The sequence below is a fragment of the Microcoleus sp. Pol10D4 genome, assembly GCF_036701555.1.
GTDB lineage: Bacteria > Cyanobacteriota > Cyanobacteriia > Cyanobacteriales > Microcoleaceae > Microcoleus.
Map to the genome: position 1 here is coordinate 124,953 of NZ_JAUBRA010000005.1, position 25,207 is coordinate 150,159.

Consider the following 25,207-nt stretch of genomic DNA (forward strand, 5'->3'; position numbering starts at 1 on the left):
ATTGTGACTTATTTAAGTGTATAAGAGTTTTAAATTTTGAATTTAAAACTCTTATACACTTAACTTATGAATCTATATTACCGCTTGAGATTGTTTGCCCTAGTTTAAAGTAAAAGGTGGCTCCTTGACTAGGTAGGCTTTCGGCCCAAACCGTGCCGCCGTGGCGGTGAATAATCCGCTGGACGATCGCCAAACCGATGCCCGTACCTTCAAATTCTCTCTGGGAGTGCAGCCTCTGAAAGGCTCCAAACAGGCGATCGGCATATTCCATCGGAAAACCCACCCCGTTATCCTTGACAAAAATCGTCCCATCCGGTAAACCCTCAATAACTATTGTAGCTGGAGTGCGTCCGCGACTGAACTTGACGGCGTTGCTAATCAAGTTGCTGAACACCTGTTGCAGCAAGGTTGGATCTCCCATTACTTTCGGCAAATCTCCGACGGCAAATTCAACGCTGTGGGGAGTTTGGGCCGGATCTGCGACAGTTGGTGGTTTAGTCAATTTAATCGCATTTTGTACCAAACGGCTCAGATCGATCGGAATTTGCCTCAACTCGGTGCGACTCACCCGCGACAGGGCGAGCAAACCGTCAATCAACAGGCTCATTTTTTGGCTGCTGTCTTCAATTATTTCCATATAGTGAACTATTTTGCGATCGCTCAAAGCCTCAGTTAATTCTAGTCGCTGCTTCAAAGCTTCTACAAAACCCGAAATGTGTCGCAAAGGTGCGCGCAAGTCGTGGGAAACTGAGTAAGAAAAAGATTCTAATTCTTGATTGGCAGCTTCTAATTGCTCTGTGCGTTCTGACAAAGCTTGTTTTGTCTCTACCAACTCAGTGATATCGCGAGCAGTCCCAATTAAAGCATAAACCTCGCCGTTGAGATTTCTCAGCGGAATTTTAAACGTGTCGAAGTAAGCATGACCACCAGGTATTACAAATTTTTCCTGAAAGTGCAGAGTTTTGCCTGATTCAAATACTTGCAAATTTTCCCGGCAAAATCGTTCTGTGAGTTCGCTGGGATAGCACTCAAAAATTGTTTTGCCTTGCATCTGCTGCCTGCTATCGAAGCCAGAAAATTCGGCAAGGGGATGGTTGACAAAAGACAAGCGCATATGGTTCCGTTCTACAACATAAATGTAGTCCGGCAAAGCATCAAAAAAAGTCTCTAATTCTGCGGTACGCTGGGCAACTTGAGCTTCTAAAGTTTCGTTGAGTTCTTTAAGTTCAGCTTCTACTCGTTTGCGTTCGGTAATATCTTGACCAATGCCGATACAACTGCCGTCGGAAAGGTGAACATTAGCCCAAGAAGTGTCGATACTTCGCCCGTCTCTAACTTGTGTTTTGAAATCGCTCCACTTCTGAGTTGCTGCTTGGATTTCATCCAAAACATATTGACGATATTCTGGCTGCGGATAAAATTCCGCCAAGATATCGCGGTCTTTGGTTTCCGCCAAACTCCAGCCGAGCACTTGTTCCCAGTGGGAGTTTACCCAGTTTATTTGACCGTTTTGGTCTAAGAATGCGAGCATAATCGGCACGTTATCGAAGATAGTTTGCAGCAGTTCTTTTTGCTGTTTTAATGATTCTTCGGCTTGTTTGCGATCGCTGATATCGAGTACGGAACCGATAATTTGCATCGTTTTTCCGTCTGGGGTTCTTTTGAAAATTTTAGAGCGAGCGTGCACCCAGCGCCATTCCCCATTTTTGTGTTTGATTCTGTAGTCTCTGTCATTCGTTTCATAGGGATTCCTGCTTTGTTTTAGTCGCTCCATACCTGTAATTAGCTTTAACAGATCATCGGGATGAACTAAGTTAGCGACAGCGTGTGTACCCAAATCTTGCAATTCTTGGGGAGTGTATCCCAGCATGGCTGTAACCGATTCATTGGCATAAATATTTTTGTTTTCTACTGCATCGTAAATGTAGAGAAAATTAGGTATTGTTGTAACAATACTCTCTAAAAGTTGCTGATGTTTGTGCAGTTCGGCTTCTGCCTGCTTGCGCTCGCTTAAGTCCAGCACAAAACTGACGCCTAACTGCTTCGTTCCTTCTAAAAATGTGCTGCCCAGCAGCACCGGAACGCGGCTACCATCCGAACGTATAAATTCTTTTTCAAAGGGAACAACCGTATTTCTAGCCTTCAGTTCGGCAACTTTTTCTGTATCTATACTCACGTATTCTGGTGGTGTCATTTCTTGCCAGTTAACTCTTCCGGCAAGCAGAGCGTCCCGCGTATAGTTTACCGTGTTTAAAAAGGCGGCATTGGCATCTGTAATGCTGCCGTTAAGATCCCAAAAAATTAGGCCAATCATGTTAGAATCAACTATGGCTTTAAATTTGGATTCGCTTTGTCGCAACTGTGATTCGACTTGTTTTAGTTCTGTGATGTCGCGGGCGATGGATAAAACTGTTTCTACTGAATTGTCTTCAGAAAACTCGGGAATGACTCGACAGTGGTAATGTTTTATGGCATCGGGAGTGGGAAACTCAAATTCTATGGTTTCTTGTTTGCCGGTGTCAAAAACTTTCAAAAAAGTCTTGTCCCACAGGTCGCACAAGTGTGGTGGCATTCCTGATTCTCTGTTGCTCTTGCCAATCAATTCTGCGGGGGATTTTCCGGTTGCTGATTCTACTGCGCGGTTGATGTAAAGGTGGCGGAATTGTCGATCGAACCGGGCGATGATATCGGTCGCATTTTCGGCTATGGTGCTGAAAGCTTTTTCGCGGCTGTGCAGTTCTTCTTGAATGCGGTGGCGATCCGTTACGTCTCTGGCAAAAGAGAGAATTGAAACTACTCCCGATTCATCGATTAGTGCAGAATTGTACCATTCGCAGTAAATTACCGAGCCATCTTTGGTATAGTTGCGGTTGCGGCAAATGTTGCGGGGTTCTCTGCGCTGTAACAGTTGATTTGTGACGGCGCACACTTCCTCGAAGTCTTCTTGATGAACTATTGACCATTCGTGCCAGTATTTACCGATTACTTCTGCTGCACTCCAGCCAAATATTTGTTCTGCCATTGGCGACCACCGCACTACCCGAAATTCCCTGTCCCACTCTATAACTGCCATTGGCGAGTTTTTTAGGTGAAATTCCAGCCGCGAGTTGGCTTGTTTTATTTGACTTTGAAGTTGCTGGCGCAGTTGCTTCGCCTCGGCCAAGCGATCGCTGATTTCCTGTGTGTTTGTTGAGCCGAGGTTGGCAATGTGAGCAATGGTTTCTGCTGTTTGTTTTTCGAGTTCGTTCCAAGCTAGTTCGAGGGCTGATTCCGCCTGCTCTAGCTCAGTGGTGCTGTTCTGAAACAGTGTGGCACTTTCAACTGGAATTTCAGGCATAGTTTTGACACTTAGGCAAGTGTTACTTTGAGAATTCAAAATTAAAGTTTAAAAAATAAAAATATGTAATTTCCTGTTAAATTATACATTTTTAATTTTTAGTCTGTGCGTGGAGCCGATCGTTGGAGGCGGCGGGCGTTATTAAAGACTGCCAGTCAAAGGATTTGGGGTGCAGATCGATCGGCAATCCTGGTCGATCTCGATCTAAAAGTCTCCCGAAAGAAGGGTGTGGGCCGGAGCTGGCGCTAAATATATTTTTGCACAGGGTTGTTGTTTGCGGGCTATCAAAAGGAGATCGGCGTCGCTGCGGGCGTGGGTCGATCGCGAATCTGTAGCAGGGTGTTGCGTATGCAGAACCCCATATGTCTCAACTAAACACGCTTTCTCAAAGTCCGATAGGGGTTTAAACCTGCCGAACAAAGGGTTTGGCGCACTTGTTGACACCAATGAAACCGCCCCTACCTACAAATAATCTTCAATCACTTTGGTCAATAAAAAGCTAAAATAAAATCTAAAGTTATTCAGTCTTTAAAATTGCTTATGACTGCTGCTGCACCCTCTTCGATAAAAAACCAAACTCAGTACGAAGCCATTATCGGCCTCGAAACTCATTGTCAATTAAGTACCAATACTAAAATTTTCTCCAGTTCTTCTACAGAATTTGGCAATGCTCCAAATACTAACATTGACCCAATTTGTATGGGAATGCCTGGAGTGTTGCCAGTATTAAATCAAAAAGTGCTGGAGTATGCGGTGAAAGCAGGGCTGGCTCTCAACTGCGAAATCGCACCTTACAGTAAGTTTGACCGCAAGCAATATTTCTATCCCGATTTGCCGAAAAATTATCAAATTTCTCAGTTCGATTTGCCGATCGCAACTAACGGTTGGCTAGAAATTGAACTCGTGGATGAGACGGGAAATTCTACTAGAAAAAAAATCGGGATCACTCGCTTGCACATGGAGGAAGATGCCGGAAAATTGGTTCACGGCGGCAGCGATCGGTTGAGCGGTTCAACTTATTCAATGGTGGATTACAACCGTGCCGGTGTACCTCTAATCGAAATTGTTTCGGAACCGGATTTGCGATCGGGCGCGGAAGCTGCCGAATACGGTCAAGAATTGCGCCGGATCGTGCGCTACATCGGTGTTGGCGACGGGAATATGCAGGAAGGTTCGCTCCGGTGCGACGTGAATATTTCGGTGCGCCCCGTTGGCCGAAAAGAGTTCGGCACGAAGGTGGAAATTAAAAATATGAACTCTTTTAATGCGATCGAACGGGCGATCGATTATGAGATCGAGCGGCAAATTCAAGCTGTGGAAAATGGCGAAACCATCATCCAAGAAACCCGGCTGTGGGATGAAAACAAGCAGTGTACTTTCAGTATGCGGGTTAAGGAAGGTGCGAGCGATTACCGGTATTTCCCGGAACCGGATTTGCCCCCGATCAAAGTTTCGGCTCAGCAATTGCAGGATTGGAAGGCTCACCTGCCGGAATTGCCGGCAATGAAGCGCAATCGCTACGAAACTGAGCTGGGTCTTTCTCCCTACGACGCGCGGGTGCTGACTGACGACAAAGCGGTGGCGGAGTATTTTGAAAAATCGATCGCCGCCGGTGCTGGTGCGAAACAAGCTGCGAATTGGGTGATGGGCGATATCACTGCTTATCTGAAAAATGAAAAGCTGGCGATCGCAGAAATTCCTTTCCAACCGCAGGATTTAGCGGAACTGCTGGGGCTGATTGAGGCCGGTACGATCAGCGGCAAAATCGCTAAGGATATTTTGCCGGAGTTGCTCGCCAACGGTGGTTCGCCTCAGAAGTTCGTTGAGAGCAAGGGTTTGATTCAAATTTCGGATACTGGGGCGATCGATCGAGCGATCGATGCCGTGTTAGCCGCCAATCCCAAGGAGCTCGAACAGTACCGAGCCGGTAAAACTAAGCTGCTGGGCTTTTTTGTCGGCAAGGTGATGAAGGAAACGGGCGGCCGGGCTGATCCCAAATTGACGAATGAGCTGCTGACGGCGAAGCTTAACGGCCCAGGCTAAGCAACTCGTTAAGGGACTCGTGTAGCGGATACAGCGGCGGGCGATCGGTTTTTCCCGATCCCGCCGCCCTCTGGCCAAGAATTTCTTGATGGTACAAGCCCCCGAATTTATCCGTGGGGTCAATCCAAAATCCAAAATCTAAAATCTAAAATCGAATTACCCTTCTCGCTGGCTCGTAACTTTATAATTAATCTACATTTCTTTACAACATCTTCACGTTTGGGGGTGACACCCCTCATCCCGGTCGTGTTATATTGTGTTATGTAGATGCACCCTGATGGCAGAGAGAGTTACTTAGGTAGCTCTCTCTTTTTTTTGTCTTTTTTTTTTCACGGACGTGAAAATACGGAGGGGAGAGGGGGATTGGCCATACTGATCCCCGATTACCGATTACCGATTAGCAATTACCGCTTTGAGTCGATTAATATCAACTTTAGTTATTAACTAATTTTGACAGTATGAGCGAACAAGCTAGCGAGCTAATCAAGCAGGGGATTTCGCAATATCAGGCGCGTCAATTTGAGGCGGCGCTGGATTCTTGGCAGGAAGCGCTGGCGCTGTATCGCTCAATGGACGATAAGCGGCGATCGGGGGCGGCGCTGGGTAATATGGGCGTAGCTTACGAAGCCCTGGGAAATTACGCTCAGGCGATCGACTGCTACCAGCAGCATTTGGTGTTAGCGCGCGAAATTGGCGATCGCCGGGGTGAGGCAAATGCTTTGGGAAATCTGGGCAATGCTTGTTGTGCTCTTGAAGATTTTTCTGGTGCTATTGATTACCAGCAACAGCGTTTGGCGATCGCGCGGGACACTGGCGACGGGCGCTCTGAATTGGAAACTTTGGGCAATTTGGCGCTAGCTTACGATGCTAAGGGTGATTTGCCTGGTGCGATCGAATGCTATCACGAGCAGTTGTCGATCGCGCGCACCAGCAAGGACGATCGCATTGAGCGCAATGCTCTCAAGTATTTGAAGCTCGGTTACAAGTATTTAGCAGATTACGAGAAGGCTAACCAGTACCGACAGGAGCAATTGGCGATCGTCCGGGAACTGTTTTTAACTGATAAAAATAAGAGTTTTGTACAACTGACAGAAACAGTTGGTTTGAATTTGATTGAGGATTTTGCTGGGGCTAATTTAAGCGGTTTTGACTTGCACTACACTGATTTTAACGGTGCGGATTTGCGCGAAACCAACCTCCGAGGCGCTGATTTGACTTTGGCTGATCTCAGCGGTGCTTTGCTGAGCGCTGCTATTTTAATTGATGCTAATTTGTGCAATGCTAATTTGCGGGATGCTGAACTCAGCAGCGCGAATTTAAGCGGTGCAGATTTGCGGACAAAGCTGCCCAGGGCGAATTTGAGCGGTGCAAATTTAACCGGGGCCAATTTGAGCAGTGCTTATTTACCGAATGCGCTTTTAGTAAATGCAAATTTGACAAATACTGATTTCAGAAATGCTGATTTAAGCGGTGTTAATTTGAGTGGTGCGAATTTAAACGGTGCTGATTTGAGCCGCGCTGATTTGAAAAATACGGTGGTTAAAAATGCCAATTTTTCTGGTTGTGTCGGAATTTCGGAAGCCGTGAAGGTTGAATTGATGGCACGGGGCGGGATTTTTGAGTAGAATTAATTGGAAAGGTTGGTAATTGTAGAGGGTAAGAAAAGCTATGAGTGCCGTAACTGCAAAACGATTCTCGATCGCCGAATATCACCGTTTGGGAGAACTGGGGTTTTTCGCCCCCGATGACCGAGTTGAATTGATTCGCGGAGAAATTATCATTATGGCTGCTAAAGGTAGGCTTCACTCTGTTTGCAACAGTCTTTTACTTGAGGAGTTAGTCATTTTACTGGCAAGATGCGCTCGCTTGCGCGTACAAGAGCCGATTATTTTGTCTGATGATAGCGAACCAGAGCCTGATGTTGTGATTGCGCGCAATCGTTCGGACAATTATTTATCTTCTCACCCGCAGCCTGCGGATATTTTGTTGGTAATTGAGGTTTCCGATTCTACTTTGAAGTACGATCGCACAACCAAGTTGTCTCTCTATGCTGAGACGGGGATTTATAATTATTGGATATTTAATTTGGTTGATAATCAACTGGAAATGCACAGCGAACCTTATCAGAAACAAAACGGTAGTTATAGTTATCAATTGCAACGAGTTGTTTTGCCAAATCAGACGGTGGTAATTCCGGGTTTTCCAGAGTTGTCTCTAGATTTGTCTTCGGTATTTCCAGCGCCGATTGATGAGTAAAATATCTGGCTCGTAGGCGCAAGCCGGGGCGTAGCAGCCATCGCACATATTTTAACTCAGTAATTAGAGAGCGATCGAGCTGGCTTCGATGATATAATGTAAAAGTGCGAGCGCACGAAGCATAAAACTAGCACTATCATCCAAAACAATTTTGTTTGTAGCCCCGGATTTATTAGTCGGGGGAGAAATCTAAAATCTAAAATCTAAAATCTAAAATCAGATGACTGCTCAAACTCTCGCTCGGCCAGAACAAAGCGTCCAGCTATCGGGTATCAGTTGGCAAACCTACGAAAATTTGCTTGCCGAAATCGGCGATCGGCAAATTCGACTGACATATAATCGCGGCAATCTTAAAATTATAGTACCTTCTCCAGAACACGAACGCTTCAAAACAATAATGGGTCGATTTGTTGAAACCTTAGCTGAAGAATTAGAGGTGAAAATTGAACCTCTTGGATCTACCACATTCAAGCGTCCTGAACTTAGCGGTGCAGAACCTGATGAATGTTTTTACATCCAGAATATTAGTGCAGTTAAAGGCAAAAAAAGAATCGACCTGGCTCAAGATCCGCCGCCGGATTTAGTGGTGGAAATTGATATTACCAGCCGTTCGGAAAATAGCTTGCAGGTTTATGCGGATCTGGGAGTGCCGGAAGTTTGGATTTATAATGGATCGCGACTCAGAATCAACAGATTAGAAAATGGAGAATACGTTGAGGGCGAGATCAGTTTAGCCTTTCCCAGCTTACCGATATTAGAGATTGTCAGATTTTTGGAACAAGCAGAAACAATGGACTATTTGGAATTAGTAAAAGCATTTCGGAATTGGGTAAAAAGCCAAATTCAGCAAAACCAATGAAGGGCGGAGAGAATTAAACAAAATTTACAATTTTAGCCCCATAAAAAAAACTGTGTTGTGATAAAATAGAGATGATAAACTAATTTAAATATCAATTACAGGCTGGTAGTGCCAGCAATTCTACCCGATATGCGATCGCTAGATTCTCACAACAAATACCCAGATTGCTTGTGGATGCAATTAGAAGCAATCCCAGTTCCATCGGTTGCACCCCAAACCCAGCAGCTCGAAATTCACTTGAGCCTGAATTTTAACGAGCATTGGGAACCCTTGCTAGGTGGTCGCGTCAAATTTGGTCTGCAAGGCGGGACGCTCAAACTCTATCTAGAAAACTGCGAAATTCCCGTAGCATCACGTCAGTTAGTCGGTTCTTTCAAACTTTTGCCGATAGGAGAAAGCCTGCCCATTCAAAGCAGTGCAGAAAATTTAGTAACTGAAAGTCAGCGGGGAGTTCAGGGCGGGGAGAAGGCGGAAAAAATTAAGGAAACAGAGAGCATATTTTGTCACGTTTCCACAATCAGCGATGATAAAACGCCAGCTTGGATTTTTGCAGTAGAACAGGGCAAATCAATATTAAAAGGTTTGCTAAAAAGTGCTAAACTGGGAGAATTGGCGGGCAAAGAATTTCGGATGGCGGCGGCTTTTGAAGTTGCTAAAGAAGATATTAATCTCACAGATGCGGAGGGTTTGTGGCCGCACGATATCACGCCAAATCAACATTCGGTTTTAGAAAGAATTCTGACTATATACCTGCAAGCAAATAAACTCCAACCTGCCCTCAGTTGGGCGCTATTGTCCTACAATTTGCCTCCGGTTGAACCGCGCCAAGTGGAAATAGTCCCGGAAGCTGAATCTCAATTGCAGGAAATGGTCGATCGCATAATCTCCGCTGAAACCGACAACTTTGTGGAGTTGGCCCAAATCGCCAATCTCAATCCAGCACTAGATTTCGCGGGTAGCAGCTTGCGCGGAACGACTTTAAGTGCAGTGGATTTTAGCAGCGCAAATCTCGATCGGGCAAATTTCCGGGGTGCAAACTTAAGCGATGCCGATTTCAGCGACGCCAACCTGCAAAATGCCAAATTCGGCGGTGCAGATTTGAGTGGGGCTTTCTTAGGAAATGCTGATTTAAGTGGCGCAGATTTGCACAAAGCAAGTCTAGCTTTAGCTAACCTCAGCGGTGCCAATTTGAGCGGCGCCAATCTGCTGGAAGTGAACTTAACAAATACTAATTTCAGTGGTGCGAATGTCGAGTCAGCCAGATTCGGGAACAATTCAGGAATCGATGAGGAGACGCAGGTGAATCTACAGCAGCGAGGCGCGATTTTTGAGGAGGTTTAGTCCGTAAGTACGATATCCCTTTCATCCATCTGCGTCCATCCCCGTTTATCCGTCTGCATCTGCGGTTCAAAAAGAGCGTGAAGCGAAGCTATCCCGAAGGGAATCGACCATCATCAAACCTTGTAAAAAAAATCGCTGTTAAAATAGAACCATCATTTCCTCCCAACTCATCTCAACATAAAAGTATATGAAGATAGAAGATTATCCACTTGCCAAAAAATTAATATTAGATGCCGAAGGCAACATTAGTCAAGTCATTCTAGATTATACCGACTATCAGTATTTCCTAGAAGCTATCGAAGATAGAGGACTTCTGTTGGCTATGCGCGAAGTAAAAAATGAAAAGCCGTTAAATTTACGGCAAGCGCTTGCAGAACTGGAAACAGAATGAAAGTAGAATATCTGCCCAGTTTTGTGAAGGATTTAAAAACTCTTAAAAGTACGCCTGTTTTTCAGCAAATCAAGGAGTTTGCTTTTGGGGAAATTCCCAATGTTAATGATTTACAGACAATAGTTAACTTAAAAAAATTGAAAGGCGATGATAATGCGTATCGGTTTCGGGTTGGCGACTATCGAATAGGTTTTTATTTTGATGGCGAAACAGTTACTTTTGCAAGAGTTCTTAACCGGAAAGATATTTATCGCTACTTTCCACCCTAAAGCTGTTTTCACTCTTACAGTTTGATTAAATAAAAAGCGATCGCCCTTTGATCCATATCCGTCTATCGTGGCACGGGCGTCTCGCCTGTGCTTCCGAATCGGGTCAAAAAGAGCGATCGCCCTACCAAACAAATTATCCTTCATCCTCCGACTTTACAGGAGGACGCCCAGAAATCACAATAAATCCCACAGACTCAAGAGTCATGTGCGGGCGGCGAATACCAGCTAAAACCGCTTCACTCAACAAACTTTCGGTATTGATTTCCTCAGCCAAAACCGATTCTAAAAGTTGTTCGGATTTAGAAAGTCGATTCAATCGCAATTGCAATTGATTCACCCGGTTTTCTAGTTGGATAGCAGCAGTAACAGCAGATCGATCGCACATTTCCACAAAAGCCGATCGCCCGCGCAGCAATTCCTCCGATACCACCCGTCCCTTTTGACAAAAATCATCCCATTCTAGCGGATCGACAAAACTGTCAATCAGCGACGTGCGATTTTTCGACAAATTGTAATCCCGATTCGGCCCGCCTTTCCCCTTATAACCCCGCTGCAAAATCGCCATAATTTCCGCATCTTCCACCAGAGACATCGGCTCGCTGCGAGCATCTACAAACACAGTTTCAAAAGTTGGGATAAACAGAGCATCAGCGCGGCGCTGCAAAGCTTTCAAGTTGTAATTTTCGATGTTTTGTGCTTGCAAAACTTGCTCGGCAGGCTGCACATCAGTCTGGATTGAATAATTAAACTGGAAGCCGAACCACTCCTTCCCAGGCGCAGCATCCCAACTTTCATCATGCCGCCACATGGCAAAAGCTTGACCGCGATCGTCCCAGCGAATATAAGAGCTAATTGCATCGATCAATCCCTCACCAATGCGGTAAAGAGCCACATCCGCATTCTGATAAGCAATACGGCGATTGTAACTGCCATATTGCTGGCAATAAGGAACCAATCTGGTCATCAAATCGTTCGAGGGAATTAACGTTTTTTGAGTAGGTTTATAGCGCATCAACCCCGATATACTCGGATGTTCGATTTGTTTGAAGTGAAGAGCTTGACACAACCAGCCTTCAGTAGCCCGCTGCATTTCTTTATGCTTAGCATCGCAGTTGTCGAGAGATTCAAAATACTGAGATGCACTGTCATCAAGAGTATCAATTTCATCGAGAACGTACTGTTCGTCAATTTTGATTTTCTCTTGTTCGATTTCAGTTTTAATCGCTTCAATTTCGCTGGATAAGCCCTTGCCTCCCTCAGCAAACAACTTTTCTTCAAGTTTGAAAAGTTTTTCCTCAGCATAAAACTGAAGGCTGGCAATAGATTTGTTGAAGATATCAAACCCATCTTTTAAAACTTGAAACCAAGCTTCGTGGGGACTCTCCGGCATATCCGGGCCTGCAAACAAACAAAATTGCACTCCCATTTTGCTACCAATGCGATCGACTCTGCCGAGTCTTTGTTCTAGCTGGTTGGGAAACCACGGTAAATCGAAGTGAACTAACCAATCTGTCAATTGCAGATTTACCCCTGCTTCGGCCGATCGATCGCACACTAAGATAAAACAATGGGGTTCAGTCTTAAACCGCTTGAGACTAGCCTCAACATCATCAGCCGATTTGCTCGTGTCATGGCTGGCGATCGCATTTTTACCAAAGATTTTTGCTAAATTTTCCGCAATCTCTTTACAAGTTGCAGTAAAACTGGTAAAAATCACAATTTTCGGGAAACGCTCGTTTGGAATCGGCCGTTTAATTTGCTGTTGAATTCTCGACAGCAAATCGCGAGGTTTGCTGTGATACTCGCGCGGAACCTTCAAAGCAACTGCCAGAAATCGGAGAATGGCAATTCGTAACAAACTCAGTCGATCGAGTCCTTCCTGGGGCTTTTCCAGGGTATTGAGCAAGGTTTCCAGGATTTCCCTTTCTTCGGGAAACAGCGCAGTTTTGGTCAAAATTGCTGTGTCATTTTGTCCAAATTCGCGATCGAGTTCTGGAGTCGATTTTTTCTGCAAGCGAGCTTTCACAACCCGTTCTAAAACATTCAGCCAAGTACCAGAAGCGCGGAAAAACAGCAGAAAAATTCTCTGATATTCGCTCGACTTGGGAGCGACTGTGCGCCATTTATCGAGTACGGTTTGAATTTCCGACCACTGTTCATCATTCAGATCGTACTCAGTTTTGGGGACAGCCTCTCGATCAAAAATCACATCTTCAACCGCATCCCGGCGGTTGCGAAGGATGCGACGATGGAGGCGGTAGGTATCGCTAACGTGAGTGCGAATAGTTCGGACAAGCCGAGCCTGTTCTGCTGTTTCTTTAGTTTTCAAACAACTTTCTAACTCTGTTGCTAATCCGATTAAATAATCGTCTTTGGCAAAAATAGTGCGAAGTTGAGCGAGTTTTGTTTGCAAAACAGCAGGCTTGGCATTTTCTCGAAAATCTAGCAAAGCGCTGCCGATTTCTTGACGGTTTTTAACCTGTTCTTTGAAGCTTTCCAGGTCATCAAGACGGTAAGTTGTCGGATCTAGCAAATGCAGCATCGTTAGAAAATCTTGCTCGTGGCCGATAACTGGCGTTGCAGATAATAACAATACATTTTTGCTTTTCTGAGCTAGTTTTTGACAAAGTTCAAAGGACTGCTGCTGAGTACGATCGCTCGAATTTGCCATCGCCGCAACATCATGCGCTTCATCCACAATCAGAAAATCTAGATTAGCATTGCGGCTAATTTGATTGATGTCGCTAACAGCAGCAAGCTGCACTCGGTCAGCAAAATGAGACAAATAGAATTTATTTTCCAACTCCTGCCGCCACTGTTCGAGCAAGTATTTCGGAACCAGTACCACAGCGCGTCCGTTGGGTTCATCTAGCAGAAATTGGCGGAGAATTGTCCCGGCTTCTACTGTTTTTCCCAGTCCTGGTTCGTCGGCTAATAAATAGCGCACGATTGGGTCTTCTAGGACGCGCCGGACGACTTCAACTTGGTGCGGATAGAGGTCTATATTAGCAGAAATTAAACCTGTCATGCCGCGGCTGACGGCCCGCTGTTCGATCGCAGATTGAACAAATGCCAATCGCCGATCGTGAAAATACGGCGTTTCTTGGCCTTTGACTGCTAAAATGTCGATCGGATCGGCGATCGGGATATTGCAGCGAACGTAAAGTTCGGTTTCAACAGCTTGCAAACTTTGGCTGTCAGGCAGGTCAATTTCGTACTCTAATTTATCTTCATCCCAGTCATAAACTCGCCCAATTATCCATCTTTCCTGAGTTGTACTCCAGAGATAGCAGCGGGTTTGGCGCTGAAGTCTAGCTTCTTGCAGTAGACTTAAGGGCACAGTTTTGCGGATGCGGTTTTTAACTGAGCAAAAATATTCAACTACGGCATCGGTACGCGATACCTCGACAACTTTTCCGACTCCCAAATCGCTTCGGGGCGATCGAACTAATGAACCAACATCAATCATAGTTTTAGCCTGACAATACTTACTAGAATACAGTACATCCTTTCACCTTAAAAAAATTAGCAAGATGCGATTTTCGCCTGCCTCGCTGTTTTAGTCAAATGACAGTCAATCATCTATTCGGAAAACAATAAGTTTAGCATGGTAACTAACATTTTGGTATTCAATAAATATCCGGGCAGCGAATAAGAATACCTACTTACGATCAAGGAAAAACAACGCCTGCATTACCGGATTCCCATTTCGGGTATTTCTGCATAACACTGCTATAAATTTGAGAGTCTGTAAACTCTGCTAACCAAGCTTGTAGCGGTGGCCAAGGCTGTTCGTTGAACCAAGCTGGATCTGTATGAGCGAATTGACGAACAAAAGGTGCGATCGCCATATCAGCCAATGCTACATTGTTACCAAATAAATATTTAGTGGCACTTAACTGTGAGTTGAGTTTTTCCAGGAATAAAGAACCTTCATAACGATGTACTTGGGCATCAACACCGGGATAGCGATCCGGGTACTTATAACGGTCAAGATGATATTTAAACCTATCATCAAATAGAGCAATTAGTTCCAGCATTTCTGTAAGAGAACCTTGCTGTGGCATCAACCATTTTTTAGGATCATATTGTCTCAATGCCCACAACATGATATCGATACTTTGATCCAGTACCCGCCCATCAACATCGATCAATATTGGTACTGTACCTTTGGGAGATACCTCCAACATCTCTTGTGGTTTGTCTCGCAAAACAACTTCCCGCAACTCACACACCCGATTGCTAACCATCAAGGCCAAGCGCGCGCGCATAGCATAGGGACAGCGGCGAAAGGAATACAAAATCGGGTATGTTGCTAACATATAATATCAATTCCGGTTGCACCGGAATTAGTGTTGACTGTTGACTGTTAACTGTTGACGGGCGGGTCGAAAAACTGAATGGTTGAGTGTTAAGCTTTGACTCAATTTTATTATTCCGATGAAACCGGAAACGATATAATTAGTCGATCGCACGATCGGGATTTTCGGGTCAGAAACCCCATTTCTTCGTAGATTTCTTGTCGCGAAACAAGATTTTTCGTGGAAACCGGGTTTCTTTGAGCTTAGTGAATACTATTAGTCGCAGGCCTCATCTACTTTTTCCTTCGCATCGTAGCGCGCGCCTATATGTACTTGGTTGCGACGCTTAGCAAGCTCAATCTGACGTTGACGTTCAGATAAAGCTTGTTTTTTAGTTTCAGTTTTTGAGTCATGACAATGAGGACAACTCACACCAAGTACAAATAATTCAGAAGCCTTATCTTCCTGACTAATCGGGTGACGACAACCGCGACAAAGTTCATAGTTTCCCGGCTTTAAGTCCTGACCAACAGAAACCCGTTCATCAAACACAAAACATTCACCTTCCCAACGACTTTCTGCTTCCGGTACTGTTTCCAAATATTTTAAAATCCCGCCTTCGAGATGATAGACTTCCTCAAAACCTTGAGTACGCAAAAAAGCAGTAGATTTCTCGCAGCGAATACCACCCGTGCAAAACATTGCCACCTTGGGTTTATTGCGTAAAGCAGTTTCTCGCAGCACCCATTCAGGTAACTCAGAAAAGCTTTTTGTTTTGGGATTAATAGCGCCTTCAAAAGTACCCATAGATACCTCGAAATCGTTACGCACATCAACCACGACAACATCGGGATCGTCAAGCAGCTTATTCCACTCATCAGGCTTAACATATTGGCCAGCCATGAGGCGGGGATTAATGTCCGGTACTCCCATCGTGACGATTTCGCGCTTCAAGCGTATTTTCAGGCGGTAAAAAGGTGCTTTTTCCGAGAAAGATTCCTTGTGTACCAGATCCGCAAAACGCGGGTCACTACGCAAGAATGCCAGCACTGCGTGTACGCCCTCGGACGAGCCTGCGATAGTGCCATTAATGCCTTCTTGAGCTAGCAAGATAGTGCCTTTGACGTTGTTGTTGTTGCAACAATCGAGTAGCGGTGCTTTCAGCTCAGCAAAATCAGGTAGTTCAACGAACTTATATAAAGCAGCGGTTAAGAAATAAGCCATAGATTGAATTGATAGCACTAATTAATTTTCATAATTCTATGAAAATTCAGTCAAAGCGGACGGTGGGACTCGAACCCACGACGTTCAGCATGGGAAGCTGACATTCTACCACTGAATTACGCCCGCGCTTAGTGTTTTTTACCTGTTTTCACCTTTTTTGACTTGGGAGGCGCAGCGGTAAAAAACGACTAGAAAAACATTATACAACTATTTTCTGATTTTGAGTATAGCATTTTGACAATCAATTTTGGGCGGCAGCCGATCGCACAGCCGAGCCATGCACTGTGGCGGACGAGCAAATTGTCATCGCGACGAAAAGCTGCCACGAAATGAGCAATCGCCTCGCTTCCGAACATTGACAAAGAGTTAGCGGCTTCTGCAGGCACATTCCGATCGCGATCGAACTGCATCATGTTTAACAGCGCCGCCAAAGCTTCCGCACTTTGAGTCTGCCGCCATCCCATCGCCACGAACATCGCACCATAAACTCCCCATCCTTCACTTTCCTCACCAACCTCGATCGCACCACCGCAGAGTCGCACTTTCTCACAGCCGTTACCCCCGGCAGCCTGTCTTGAGAATCCGAACTTTGCAGCGCTGCTTGGATTTCCCTAATTTCTCTAAGTCAATTAAAATATATTTTTGTTACTTTTCTTTAAGATTTTAGCACAAATTGCCGGATTTTGGGAAAATAAAAAAAAAATCTGTTATGAGATTGTGCCTGCAAATTAACAGCCTCAAACTTCAACACCAGAAGAAGTTCAGAAAGTAATTGCTGAATTTGATCAATATTGGCAACCGCTAATCGACGATAATCGGGAAAGGAATCAAAAGGTAAAAATGCCCCAGCAAGCAGTGATGAATGAGTCAAAAAAATAATCCAGAGATAATTTATATCGACGCGGCGGTAGCGAATTTGCGTGAAGCGAAGCTATCCCCCTCTTAATCGCCACAACCTGCATAAAAACGAGATTAATTACGGTTCTGTATGGTGTTCTGTTGCTTGAGAAGAGTCCAAAAGATTCCGGTTGGCAGTTTATTGATGAGTTGCGGCATTTAGGGAACTCCACTCGATCGCAAACATTCATAGAATTGCTACGATCGCAGAATCGGGAAAGTTCACTGATTCTTTACTCTTAACAGTACAATTAGTACAATTTATAAGGGATTTCCCGTTTCAATCTTGTCCCCCACTAGGGAAGGGAACTCCAAAATAAGGATTTTAAAATCGCTTGAGCGCACCGACAGAGTTCGCGTAGAGATTATATCGGCAGGTAGATGACTCATTTATTCATTTTGATATATATATATATATATATATATCAAAAATACACAAGCAAAATAACTATAATACGCCGCTAGCAATATATCTCGTCAAAAAAATGAGTCGTAATAAGTATTTCAAGAAATCTCGACCTAAAGCTGGTATCAAAACTGCTCAAAAGCAGAACAATCAAAACGACTTATTTCCTGTAGTCGGAATAGGAGCATCTGCAGGTGGATTGGATGCCTTTATGGAATTACTGAGCCATTTGCCGATCGATACCGGCATGGCGTTTGTAATAATTCAGCATATGTTGCCGAGTCACGGAAGTGTATTGAGTGTGATTCTGGCTCGATCGACCCAGATGCCCGTGCATGAGGTGACAGATGGGATGGTGATAACACCGAATCAGGTCTACGTTATTCCCCCGAATGCCAGCATGACCATCGTCGATCAATCAGTGCTGAAGCTAACGCCTCGCGGCAGAGGAAAGGGCGTATTTATGTCCGTCGATATTTTTCTGTTTTCCCTCGCCGAAGAACGGGGGAACAAAGCCATCGGCGTCATTTTGTCCGGGGGCGACAGCGATGGTGCCCAAGGGTTAAAAGCGATTAAGCCCGCGGGCGGTATTACTTTTGCCCAATGTGAAGACACAGCACAAGTTAGCAGTATGCCGAATACTGCGGCGGCTACGGGTCAGGTAGACTTTATCTTGCCACCGAAACAAATTGCCCAGAAAATAGCAGAGATCAGCAGTCATCCCTACATGAGCGATCGGCCTTTGATAGAATCGCTCACCAGTAAAGATGCGATCACCAGCGAAGGAGCGATCAGCAGTAAAGATGCGATCGCCATTATCTACAGTTTGCTGCGGGCGGCTACAGGAGTTGACTTTACTTACTACAAGCAGACCACCTTGATGCGGCGGATACATCGGCGGATGTTCCTCTACAAGCTGGAACGGATCGAAGATTATGCCGAATATCTCCAAAACACCCCGACAGAAGTAACGGCGCTGTATCACGATGTCTTAATTCATGTCACCAGCTTTTTCCGCGACCCCGAAAGCTTTGAGGCCTTAAGCAGCAATGTTTTTCCCGAAATCGTCAAAGATAAATCGCCGAAAACACCGATCCGAATTTGGATTGCCGGCTGTTCAACGGGTGAAGAAGCTTACTCGATGGCCATCTGCTTGCTAGAGTTTTTAGCAGCTCGATCTATTAACCTGCCGATTCAGATTTATGCCACAGACATCAGCGAAAATGCGATCGTGACCGCCCGCACTGGCTTTTATACCCACGCACAAGCCACCAATATTTCACTCGAACGCCTACATCGGTTCTTTGTCGAAGTCGAGGGCGGATACCAAATCGCTAAGCCCGTGCGGGAACTCTGCGTCTTTGCTAGACAAAACCTGATCGGCGATCCGCCATTTTCCCGGATGGATTTGATTACCTGTCGGAACGTGCTGATCTATCTGGGACCCCAGTTGCAGAAAAAACTGCTGCCAATGTTCCACTATGGGCTTGGGCCCAGGGGCTTTTTGCTGTTAGGCACTTCGGAAACGGTTGGTGAGTTTTCAGAATTGTTTGCGCTATTCGACAAAAAGAATAAAATTTATACTAAAAAACAGCTATCGCATTGGCTCAGCATGGATTTAAATGCTAGCAGCTATCCTCTGACACCCCCCAACGCTCCACCGCAACAAACGGAAAAAATGGACGAAATCGAAATTGACAAAGAGGCCGATCGCATTGTTTTGAATCACTATGCCCCTGTCGGGGTAGTGATTAACACAGCCAGCGAGATTCTGCAATTTCGAGGACAGACGAATCCCTACCTAAAACTGGCTCCCGGTAGGGCGAGCTTTAACTTGCTGAGAATGGCAAAAGAAGGATTGCGCTTGGAACTGGCAACTGCAATTCAAGAAGCCTCACGGCAGAAGCAATCGATCGCACGGGCCGGCTTGGAAGTTGAAGAGGGCGAGATCATCCGGCAAATCGGAATTAATGTGATTCCATTCCAAGCCGGCGCTGTGCCAAAAGACTATTTTTTAGTGTTGTTTCAAGACGAGTTTCCGATCTCTGCAAGACCTGCTGCTGACGATGGTAGAGTCAAAACTGATCCTTCACAGACTGAAAATCAGGAGATTGCAAGGCTGCTAGAGGAACTGAAAACTACAAAAGAACATCTCGGAGCGATCGTCCAAGAACATCAAGCCGCTAATCAAGATTTGAGAGCCGCCAACGAAGAGATTTTGTCGAGCAACGAAGAGTTGCAAAGCATGAATGAGGAGCTCCAAACGGCGAAAGAAGAGATTCAGGCAACCAATGAAGAACTCAACACGATTAATGACGAATTGCAGCGGCGCAATCTTGAATCCACTCAGGTGAGCAACGATTTAGAGAATCTGCTGGCCAGCATCAATATTCCGATCCTGATGCTGGGAGGCGATTTGCGAATCCGCCGGTTTACTCCCGCAATCGAAGGTATCTTCAACTTGATTTCTAGCGATGTCGGGCGGTCTTTCAGCGACATCACTCACAAGTTGCTGATACCGGACTTAGAGAAACCAATTTTAGACGTGATCCGCACGCTCAATATGAAAGTTCAGGAGGTTCAAGATCGAGACGGTCGTTGGTACGATCTGCACATTCGACCCTACCGGACGCTCGACCACAAGATTGATGGGGTTGTGCTGATGCTGGTTGATATCAACGATCTAAAAGTGAGCGCCCAGCATTTGATGGAAGCGAAAAATTACGCCGAAACGATCGTGGATACGGTGGTGCAACCGTTGCTAGTGTTAGATCTCAACCTGCAGGCGCTCACGGCCAATCGTTCTTTCTACGAAACGTTTCAGGTGGCGCCGAGCGAAACAGAGCACCGCTCAGTGTTCGATCTGGGTAATGGACAGTGGAATATTCCCAAGTTGCGATCGCTCCTCAAAGAAATTCTGGCAGGTAATCCCCAGTTTCAAAATTTTGAGGTCGAGCATGACTTTGAGGAGATCGGGCATAAAATAATGCGACTCAATGGGCGCAAAATGCCTCCGGTGGGTGATACACATATGATTCTGTTGGCGATCGAGGATATCACCGAGCAAAGACAGTTGGAGACAGAACGCAGCCTTCGGATTCAAGAACAATCGGCTCGTGCGGCTGCTGAGGAGGCCAACCGCGTCAAAGATGAGTTTTTGTCCGTCCTCTCTCACGAACTGCGGACGCCGCTCAATGCAATGATTGGCTGGGCACAGTTGCTGCGCCTGAAAAAATTTGACAAGGGTAAAACCCAGGAGGCGCTAAAAACGATCGAGCGCGCCGCCAAAGCACAAAACCAGCTCATCGATGACATATTAGACGTTTCGCGGATTACCACAGGCCAATTTCGGCTCAATGCTTCTGAAATTGAGATCAATCCACTGATTGAAAATGCGATCGGGGTAATTCGTTTCGCCGCAGAAGCCAAAAATATTCAAATTGAATCCAGGCTAAGTCCTTTAAAACCAAAGATTTTGGGCGATCCAAGTCGCTTACAACAGGTAGTGTGGAATCTACTTTCAAACGCGATTAAATTCACCCAAGCCGGAGGAAGAATTGAAATCGCATTAGACTACATCGATGGCATGGCTCAAATCCAAGTTAGCGATACTGGTAAGGGTATTCACCCTAATTTTCTGCCCTATGTGTTCGATCGCTTCCGTCAGGCGGATAGTAGCTACTCTCGCAGAGACTCTGGATTGGGGCTAGGATTGTCGATCGTCCGTCATTTAGTAGAACTCCACGGCGGTACTGTTACTGCAACAAGTCCGGGTGAGGGACAAGGGGCAACCTTTACCGTCAGGCTGCCGCTACGAACAGATATCCAATGATTGTTGACTGTTGACTGTTGACTGTTGACTGTTGACTAGGGGTCAAAAAAGTGAAAATTCGCTATATTTGTTGGCAGCTTGATGCGACTTTATCAGGTCGATGAAGCGCGGATTTGATATCATTCCGGCGCAACAATAATTGATATTATTTCTAATCTTATCTCCTGATACCCATTTAAGGTGAAGTTGCACATATCTCGATCCCCCTAAATCCCCCTTAATAAGGGGAGTAGGGGTTGACTTTGAGAAGAATCTTGTCCCACCCCCTACTCCCCTTATTAAGGGGGGTTAGGGGGGATCAGATTCTACGGGGTCTCATAAAAAATGAGTAAGCTGTTGTGCATCTAAATCGTATTTTTTGTGCGGGCGAGACGCCCAACCCCTACTCCCCACAAGAACTTTATCAAATTTTAGTTCACAGTTTAAATGTGCAACAGCTTATGAGCTAAGATCCTAAATGAATTCTATCGCCACGATTGGTTATCAATAGATCCACTATCAGGGGGTGATTAACCTCAATATCATCGCTTTAATTATGCAATGCCCGTAGACCTGCGTAATCGAAATATTGGAAGTGGTTATCTGCGTTCATCGGGGTTTATCTGCCTTCATCTGCGGTAAAAAAAAGGCAATCATCTCTAAATAACCCTAACTCTAAATAACCCTAACCAATAACTATTTACCAACCTTAACCTCAGCGCCATCCTTAAGAAAACCAGTCCCAGTAATAACAACCCGATCGCCCGCCTTCAAACCCTTTTTAACCACCACCTTAGCAGCAGTCAAATCGCCCACAGCACCCCCAGAAATTTCCCCAACTTCCACAGGTTGAGCCTGCACCTTGTCCTCGCCCACAAGTTTATAAACCAGAGAACTGCCGTCAGGTTGCGGCAAAATAGCTTTAGCAGGGACTTTCAAACCTTGAGCCGTTGTCGTCGAAATGGATGCGCGCAAAAACATTCCCGATCGCAAAAACTCGCTTGTCGGCAAATCAATCTTCACCGTAGCTTGCCGATTTTGCGTGTCAACTACCGGCGAAATCTCTCGCACAGTTCCTGACAACTTAATCCGCTTGTCAGAATCCGAAGTAATTTGCACTGCTGTTCCCGGCCGCACTTGCGAAATCTGAGTTTCCGGTACTTTCAATTGTAGTTCCAGCTTGTTGCCCCGAATAATCGAAAATAGTTTTTGACTTCCCGAAGAAACATCGCCAACTCGACCAATTCTTTCAGCCACAGTGCCGCTATCGGGTGCTCGAACAATTGTTTGTTCTAGTTGAGTTTGTAACTGTTTGACTTGTGCATCATTGCTGCGGACACTTGCTGCGTTATTTCCGACATTTGCTCTGGCACTGCTGACACTTGCTCCGGCCGTATTCACTTTAGCACGAGCGCTGGCGAGAGCCGCTCTAGCCGTACTGATATTAGCTTCAGCAGTAGCTACTCTAGCAATAGAAGATTGCACTTCTTCGGCTGCTTTATTCTGTTCTTGCAAAGCTGTATTCAAGTCAGCTTTAGCTTTGTTCAAATCTTGAACAGCAGTCTGCCGTTCCGTCTTTCGCCTTTCCAAATCTTGCTGACTAATTACTCCCTGAGCAGCCAAATCTTGGGTGCGATTTACTTCTCTTTGAGCTTGATCTAATTTAGCCTGAGCGGAGGCAATGCCGGCTTTAGCTTGAGTGACACCGGCTTTAGCTTGTTCCACACCGGCCCTTGCTTGCCCGACGCCTGTTTTGGCTTGCGCTGCGTCAGCGATGGCTTTTTCAACGCCAGCTTGGGCTTGAGCAACGCCGGCTTGGGCTTCTTGTTGGGCTGACTCGGCTTGCTGTACCTGAGCTTGGGCTTGTTCTACGGTAGAATTGGCCGATTGTACTCCCGCCAGCGCTTCGGCAATTTGCGATCGTAGCACCGAATCGTCCAAAACCGCCATCGTCTGACCTTTTTCTACCACATCCCCTTCATTCACCAACACCTGCTTGATTTGCAAACCGTTGGCTTGTGGCAACACTGGCAGCAAGTCATAGGCTGCTACGGTGCCCGTCGCTTCCAGAGTTTCACCCACCTGGGCAGATTCCACAGGCGCCACTGTCACAGTCGGAGCCGTCGCCTGCTGAGTTACCGGAGGAATTGGAGCGGCAGGAGGCGAACTCTGATTCCCCCCAGTCAAGTTTACTGCTAGCAACGTTGCAGCCACACCAATCCCTGCGCCCGCCAACAAGGCAGGCCACCTGATTTCTTTGCGGGGCCCAACTTCAGTTGCTTCTGGTTCCCAAACTTGTTCTGCCGCGATTTCTGGAACTTCCAGCGCAACTTCTCGTTCATCTTCGTCAGCGGAGAATTGCCAGCGAGAGTTGTCTGAGACTTCACTTTCAGCTACATCCACTGCTGAGTTCCTGTCGCGCCCGCTCTCCACGGGGGGAAGGGGTTGCTTTTCTTCGGCTTCTGAAAAAACTTGATTAGTCACGGTAGTTCCTCTCGCCAGTATGAGCCTGTGCTTTTGTATATTGTAAAGAAAGATTACGATATTATTTAGTTCATTGTAGCGGAGGGCCTCTGGATTAACGCTTCCTCCTTTTGGGTGAGTGTGGCGGCGTTTCACCCTACAATGGCGATTTTGATTAACTTTGATCAAAGTTTGTTCGATGACATTTAATTTGATCTGCCTCTGGGGCATACTGAATATGAGCGTGATTCCCCAGCGTGGGGTCGATCGGGCTGGCATTGTCTCTCCCCAAGTGGCTTGGGCATCACCTATCTATCAATGCTCAGAAAAGTCAGTCTAATCTTGAACTGATTATTCGTAACCTATACTCTCATGTGTTTACTGTATAATACGGCACAACTCTTAAAAAATTTGTGCGACTTTATTTAAAAAAAATCAAAATGAATAGTCTCTTTTCTCCCCTCCAACAGTTTCTAATTACTTGGCTGCTAGTGCTAGTAACGGGATGGTTTACCCTAACTGCTATCAGCTATGTTGGGGAACTGGTCAGCATTTTAGTAACCGCGGGACTCATTGCATTTTTATTAAATTATGCAGTAAAAAGACTGCAAGTATTTTTGCCACGGGGAGTAGCAGCAGGGCTGGTTTATTTAACTGCGGGTGTGATAGTAGTAGTAATTGGTTTAACTATTGTGCCGCCGGTGTTCAACCAAGCGAGCCAGTTGGGGGTGAGGTTGCCGGAATTGCTGGAGTCGGGGCGGCTGCAGCTAGGTGAATTTCAAGCCTGGAGTGCCGATCGCAATTTACCGTTTGACGTGCAAATATTGGAGCAGCAACTGTCAGCTAGAGTCCAGGGACAAGTCCAGGCGATCGCCGGTACGGGTTTAGGCTTAGTTGTAGGTACTGTTAACTGGTTTTTGGACTTAATTTTTATTGTGGTAATTTCCTTTTATATGCTCCTAGACGGGCAAAGAGTGTGGCAGGGTTTGACCAGCATTTTTTCCCCAGACATTCGCTATGTTTTAACAGAGACTTTGCAGCGAAACCTCCAGCGATTCGTATCGGGACAGTTATTGCTGGGACTATTTATGGCCCTCTCGTTGAGTCTGGCTTTTTGGTGGCTGCAAGTTCCGTTTTTTCTGTTGTTTGCGGTATTTATAGGATTGACGGAAATAATTCCGTTTATTGGAGCAACTTTGGGAATTGGCACTGTTAGTATAATTGTAGCGTTTATTGATTGGTGGCTGGCGCTGCAAGTGTTGGTAGTGGCGATCGGTCTCCAGCAAATCAAGGATAATTTAGTAGCTCCCCGAATCATGGGCAATCTCACCGGATTGAGCCCGGTAATTATTTTCACAGCTTTGCTGTTAGGAGGCAGAGTGGGAGGGTTATTAGGAGTTATCCTGGCAATTCCGCTAAGTGGGGTAGTAAAAAGTATAGTAGAAATTGTACTCAATCCCAAATTGCCGCCGCAAACAGGCTCGTTTTTCTACAATCCTTTTAGCGGCGAGGAATTGGGGAAAATATCAGAAGAAGAAAGTAGAATAATCTTGGTAGCAGATGAACAAAAGTAGTCTAGTTTTTGTAGTAAGTAATTCAGTTATGAAAA

15 protein-coding genes and 1 tRNA gene are annotated in these 25,207 nt (G+C 45.6%); 9 read left to right on the forward strand and 7 right to left on the reverse strand.

The features are described 5' to 3' along the window. Positions 1–64 precede the first annotated feature (64 nt). A complete protein-coding gene (locus tag QUA36_RS04830; protein ID WP_333455890.1) occupies positions 65–3,337 on the reverse strand; it encodes a PAS domain S-box protein in 3,273 nt (1,090 codons plus the stop codon). Between the two features lie 540 nt (positions 3,338–3,877). Between QUA36_RS04830 and gatB the strand changes: the two genes are divergently transcribed. From gatB to QUA36_RS04865, 7 genes are all read left to right on the forward strand, one after another. Further along, a complete protein-coding gene (gatB, locus tag QUA36_RS04835) occupies positions 3,878–5,380 on the forward strand; it encodes an Asp-tRNA(Asn)/Glu-tRNA(Gln) amidotransferase subunit GatB (protein ID WP_333455892.1) in 1,503 nt (500 codons plus the stop codon). Positions 5,381–5,838: 458 nt separating this feature from the next. Next, positions 5,839–7,005: a pentapeptide repeat-containing protein gene (locus QUA36_RS04840; protein WP_333455894.1), complete on the forward strand. Its 1,167-nt coding sequence runs from the start codon at positions 5,839–5,841 to the stop codon at positions 7,003–7,005. A 43-nt stretch (positions 7,006–7,048) separates the two neighbouring features. Continuing rightward, positions 7,049–7,636, forward strand: coding sequence for a Uma2 family endonuclease (locus tag QUA36_RS04845; protein WP_333455897.1), 588 nt, complete (start codon positions 7,049–7,051; stop codon positions 7,634–7,636). Between the two features lie 220 nt (positions 7,637–7,856). Then, a complete protein-coding gene (locus QUA36_RS04850; protein WP_333455899.1) occupies positions 7,857–8,495 on the forward strand; it encodes a Uma2 family endonuclease in 639 nt (212 codons plus the stop codon). Between the two features lie 108 nt (positions 8,496–8,603). Next, the gene (locus QUA36_RS04855; protein ID WP_333455901.1) at positions 8,604–9,836 is read left to right on the forward strand and encodes a pentapeptide repeat-containing protein; all 1,233 of its coding nucleotides are present in this window, start codon (positions 8,604–8,606) and stop codon (positions 9,834–9,836) included. A 187-nt stretch (positions 9,837–10,023) separates the two neighbouring features. Beyond that, entirely contained in the window at positions 10,024–10,227 is a 204-nt protein-coding gene (locus tag QUA36_RS04860; protein ID WP_172186847.1) for a hypothetical protein, read from the forward strand. Further along, positions 10,224–10,496 (forward strand): type II toxin-antitoxin system RelE/ParE family toxin, encoded by a 273-nt coding sequence (locus tag QUA36_RS04865; RefSeq protein ID WP_333455902.1) that lies wholly within the window; start codon positions 10,224–10,226, stop codon positions 10,494–10,496. The genes QUA36_RS04860 and QUA36_RS04865 overlap by 4 nt, the downstream gene beginning before the upstream one ends. 133 nt (positions 10,497–10,629) lie before the next feature. On the opposite strand, the gene dpdE is transcribed toward QUA36_RS04865, so the two are convergent. From dpdE to QUA36_RS04890, 5 genes are all read right to left on the reverse strand, one after another. After that, entirely contained in the window at positions 10,630–13,965 is a 3,336-nt protein-coding gene (gene dpdE / locus QUA36_RS04870) for a protein DpdE (protein ID WP_333455904.1), read from the reverse strand. Between the two features lie 202 nt (positions 13,966–14,167). Further along, entirely contained in the window at positions 14,168–14,818 is a 651-nt protein-coding gene (locus tag QUA36_RS04875; protein WP_333455906.1) for a glutathione S-transferase, read from the reverse strand. A gap of 255 nt (positions 14,819–15,073) precedes the next feature. Further along, on the reverse strand, positions 15,074–16,021 hold the full coding sequence (gene trhO / locus QUA36_RS04880; protein WP_333161293.1) for an oxygen-dependent tRNA uridine(34) hydroxylase TrhO: 948 nt from the start codon (positions 16,019–16,021) through the stop codon (positions 15,074–15,076). 54 nt (positions 16,022–16,075) lie between these two features. After that, a tRNA-Gly gene (locus QUA36_RS04885) sits at positions 16,076–16,147 on the reverse strand. A gap of 62 nt (positions 16,148–16,209) precedes the next feature. Then, complete coding sequence (locus tag QUA36_RS04890; protein ID WP_333455908.1) at positions 16,210–16,563, reverse strand: HEAT repeat domain-containing protein; 354 nt, start codon at positions 16,561–16,563, stop codon at positions 16,210–16,212. An 840-nt stretch (positions 16,564–17,403) separates the two neighbouring features. Here QUA36_RS04890 and QUA36_RS04895 point away from each other — a divergent pair. Further along, positions 17,404–21,156 carry a chemotaxis protein CheB gene (locus tag QUA36_RS04895; protein WP_333455910.1) on the forward strand — a complete coding sequence of 1,251 codons (3,753 nt, stop codon included), beginning with the start codon at positions 17,404–17,406 and terminating at the stop codon, positions 21,154–21,156. A 675-nt stretch (positions 21,157–21,831) separates the two neighbouring features. Here the strand turns inward: QUA36_RS04895 and QUA36_RS04900 are convergent. Continuing rightward, positions 21,832–23,619 (reverse strand): efflux RND transporter periplasmic adaptor subunit, encoded by a 1,788-nt coding sequence (locus QUA36_RS04900; RefSeq protein WP_333455911.1) that lies wholly within the window; start codon positions 23,617–23,619, stop codon positions 21,832–21,834. Between the two features lie 419 nt (positions 23,620–24,038). Here QUA36_RS04900 and QUA36_RS04905 point away from each other — a divergent pair, with 419 nt between their 5' ends. Then, complete coding sequence (locus QUA36_RS04905) at positions 24,039–25,172, forward strand: AI-2E family transporter (protein WP_333161301.1); 1,134 nt, start codon at positions 24,039–24,041, stop codon at positions 25,170–25,172. Positions 25,173–25,207: the final 35 nt, after the last annotated feature.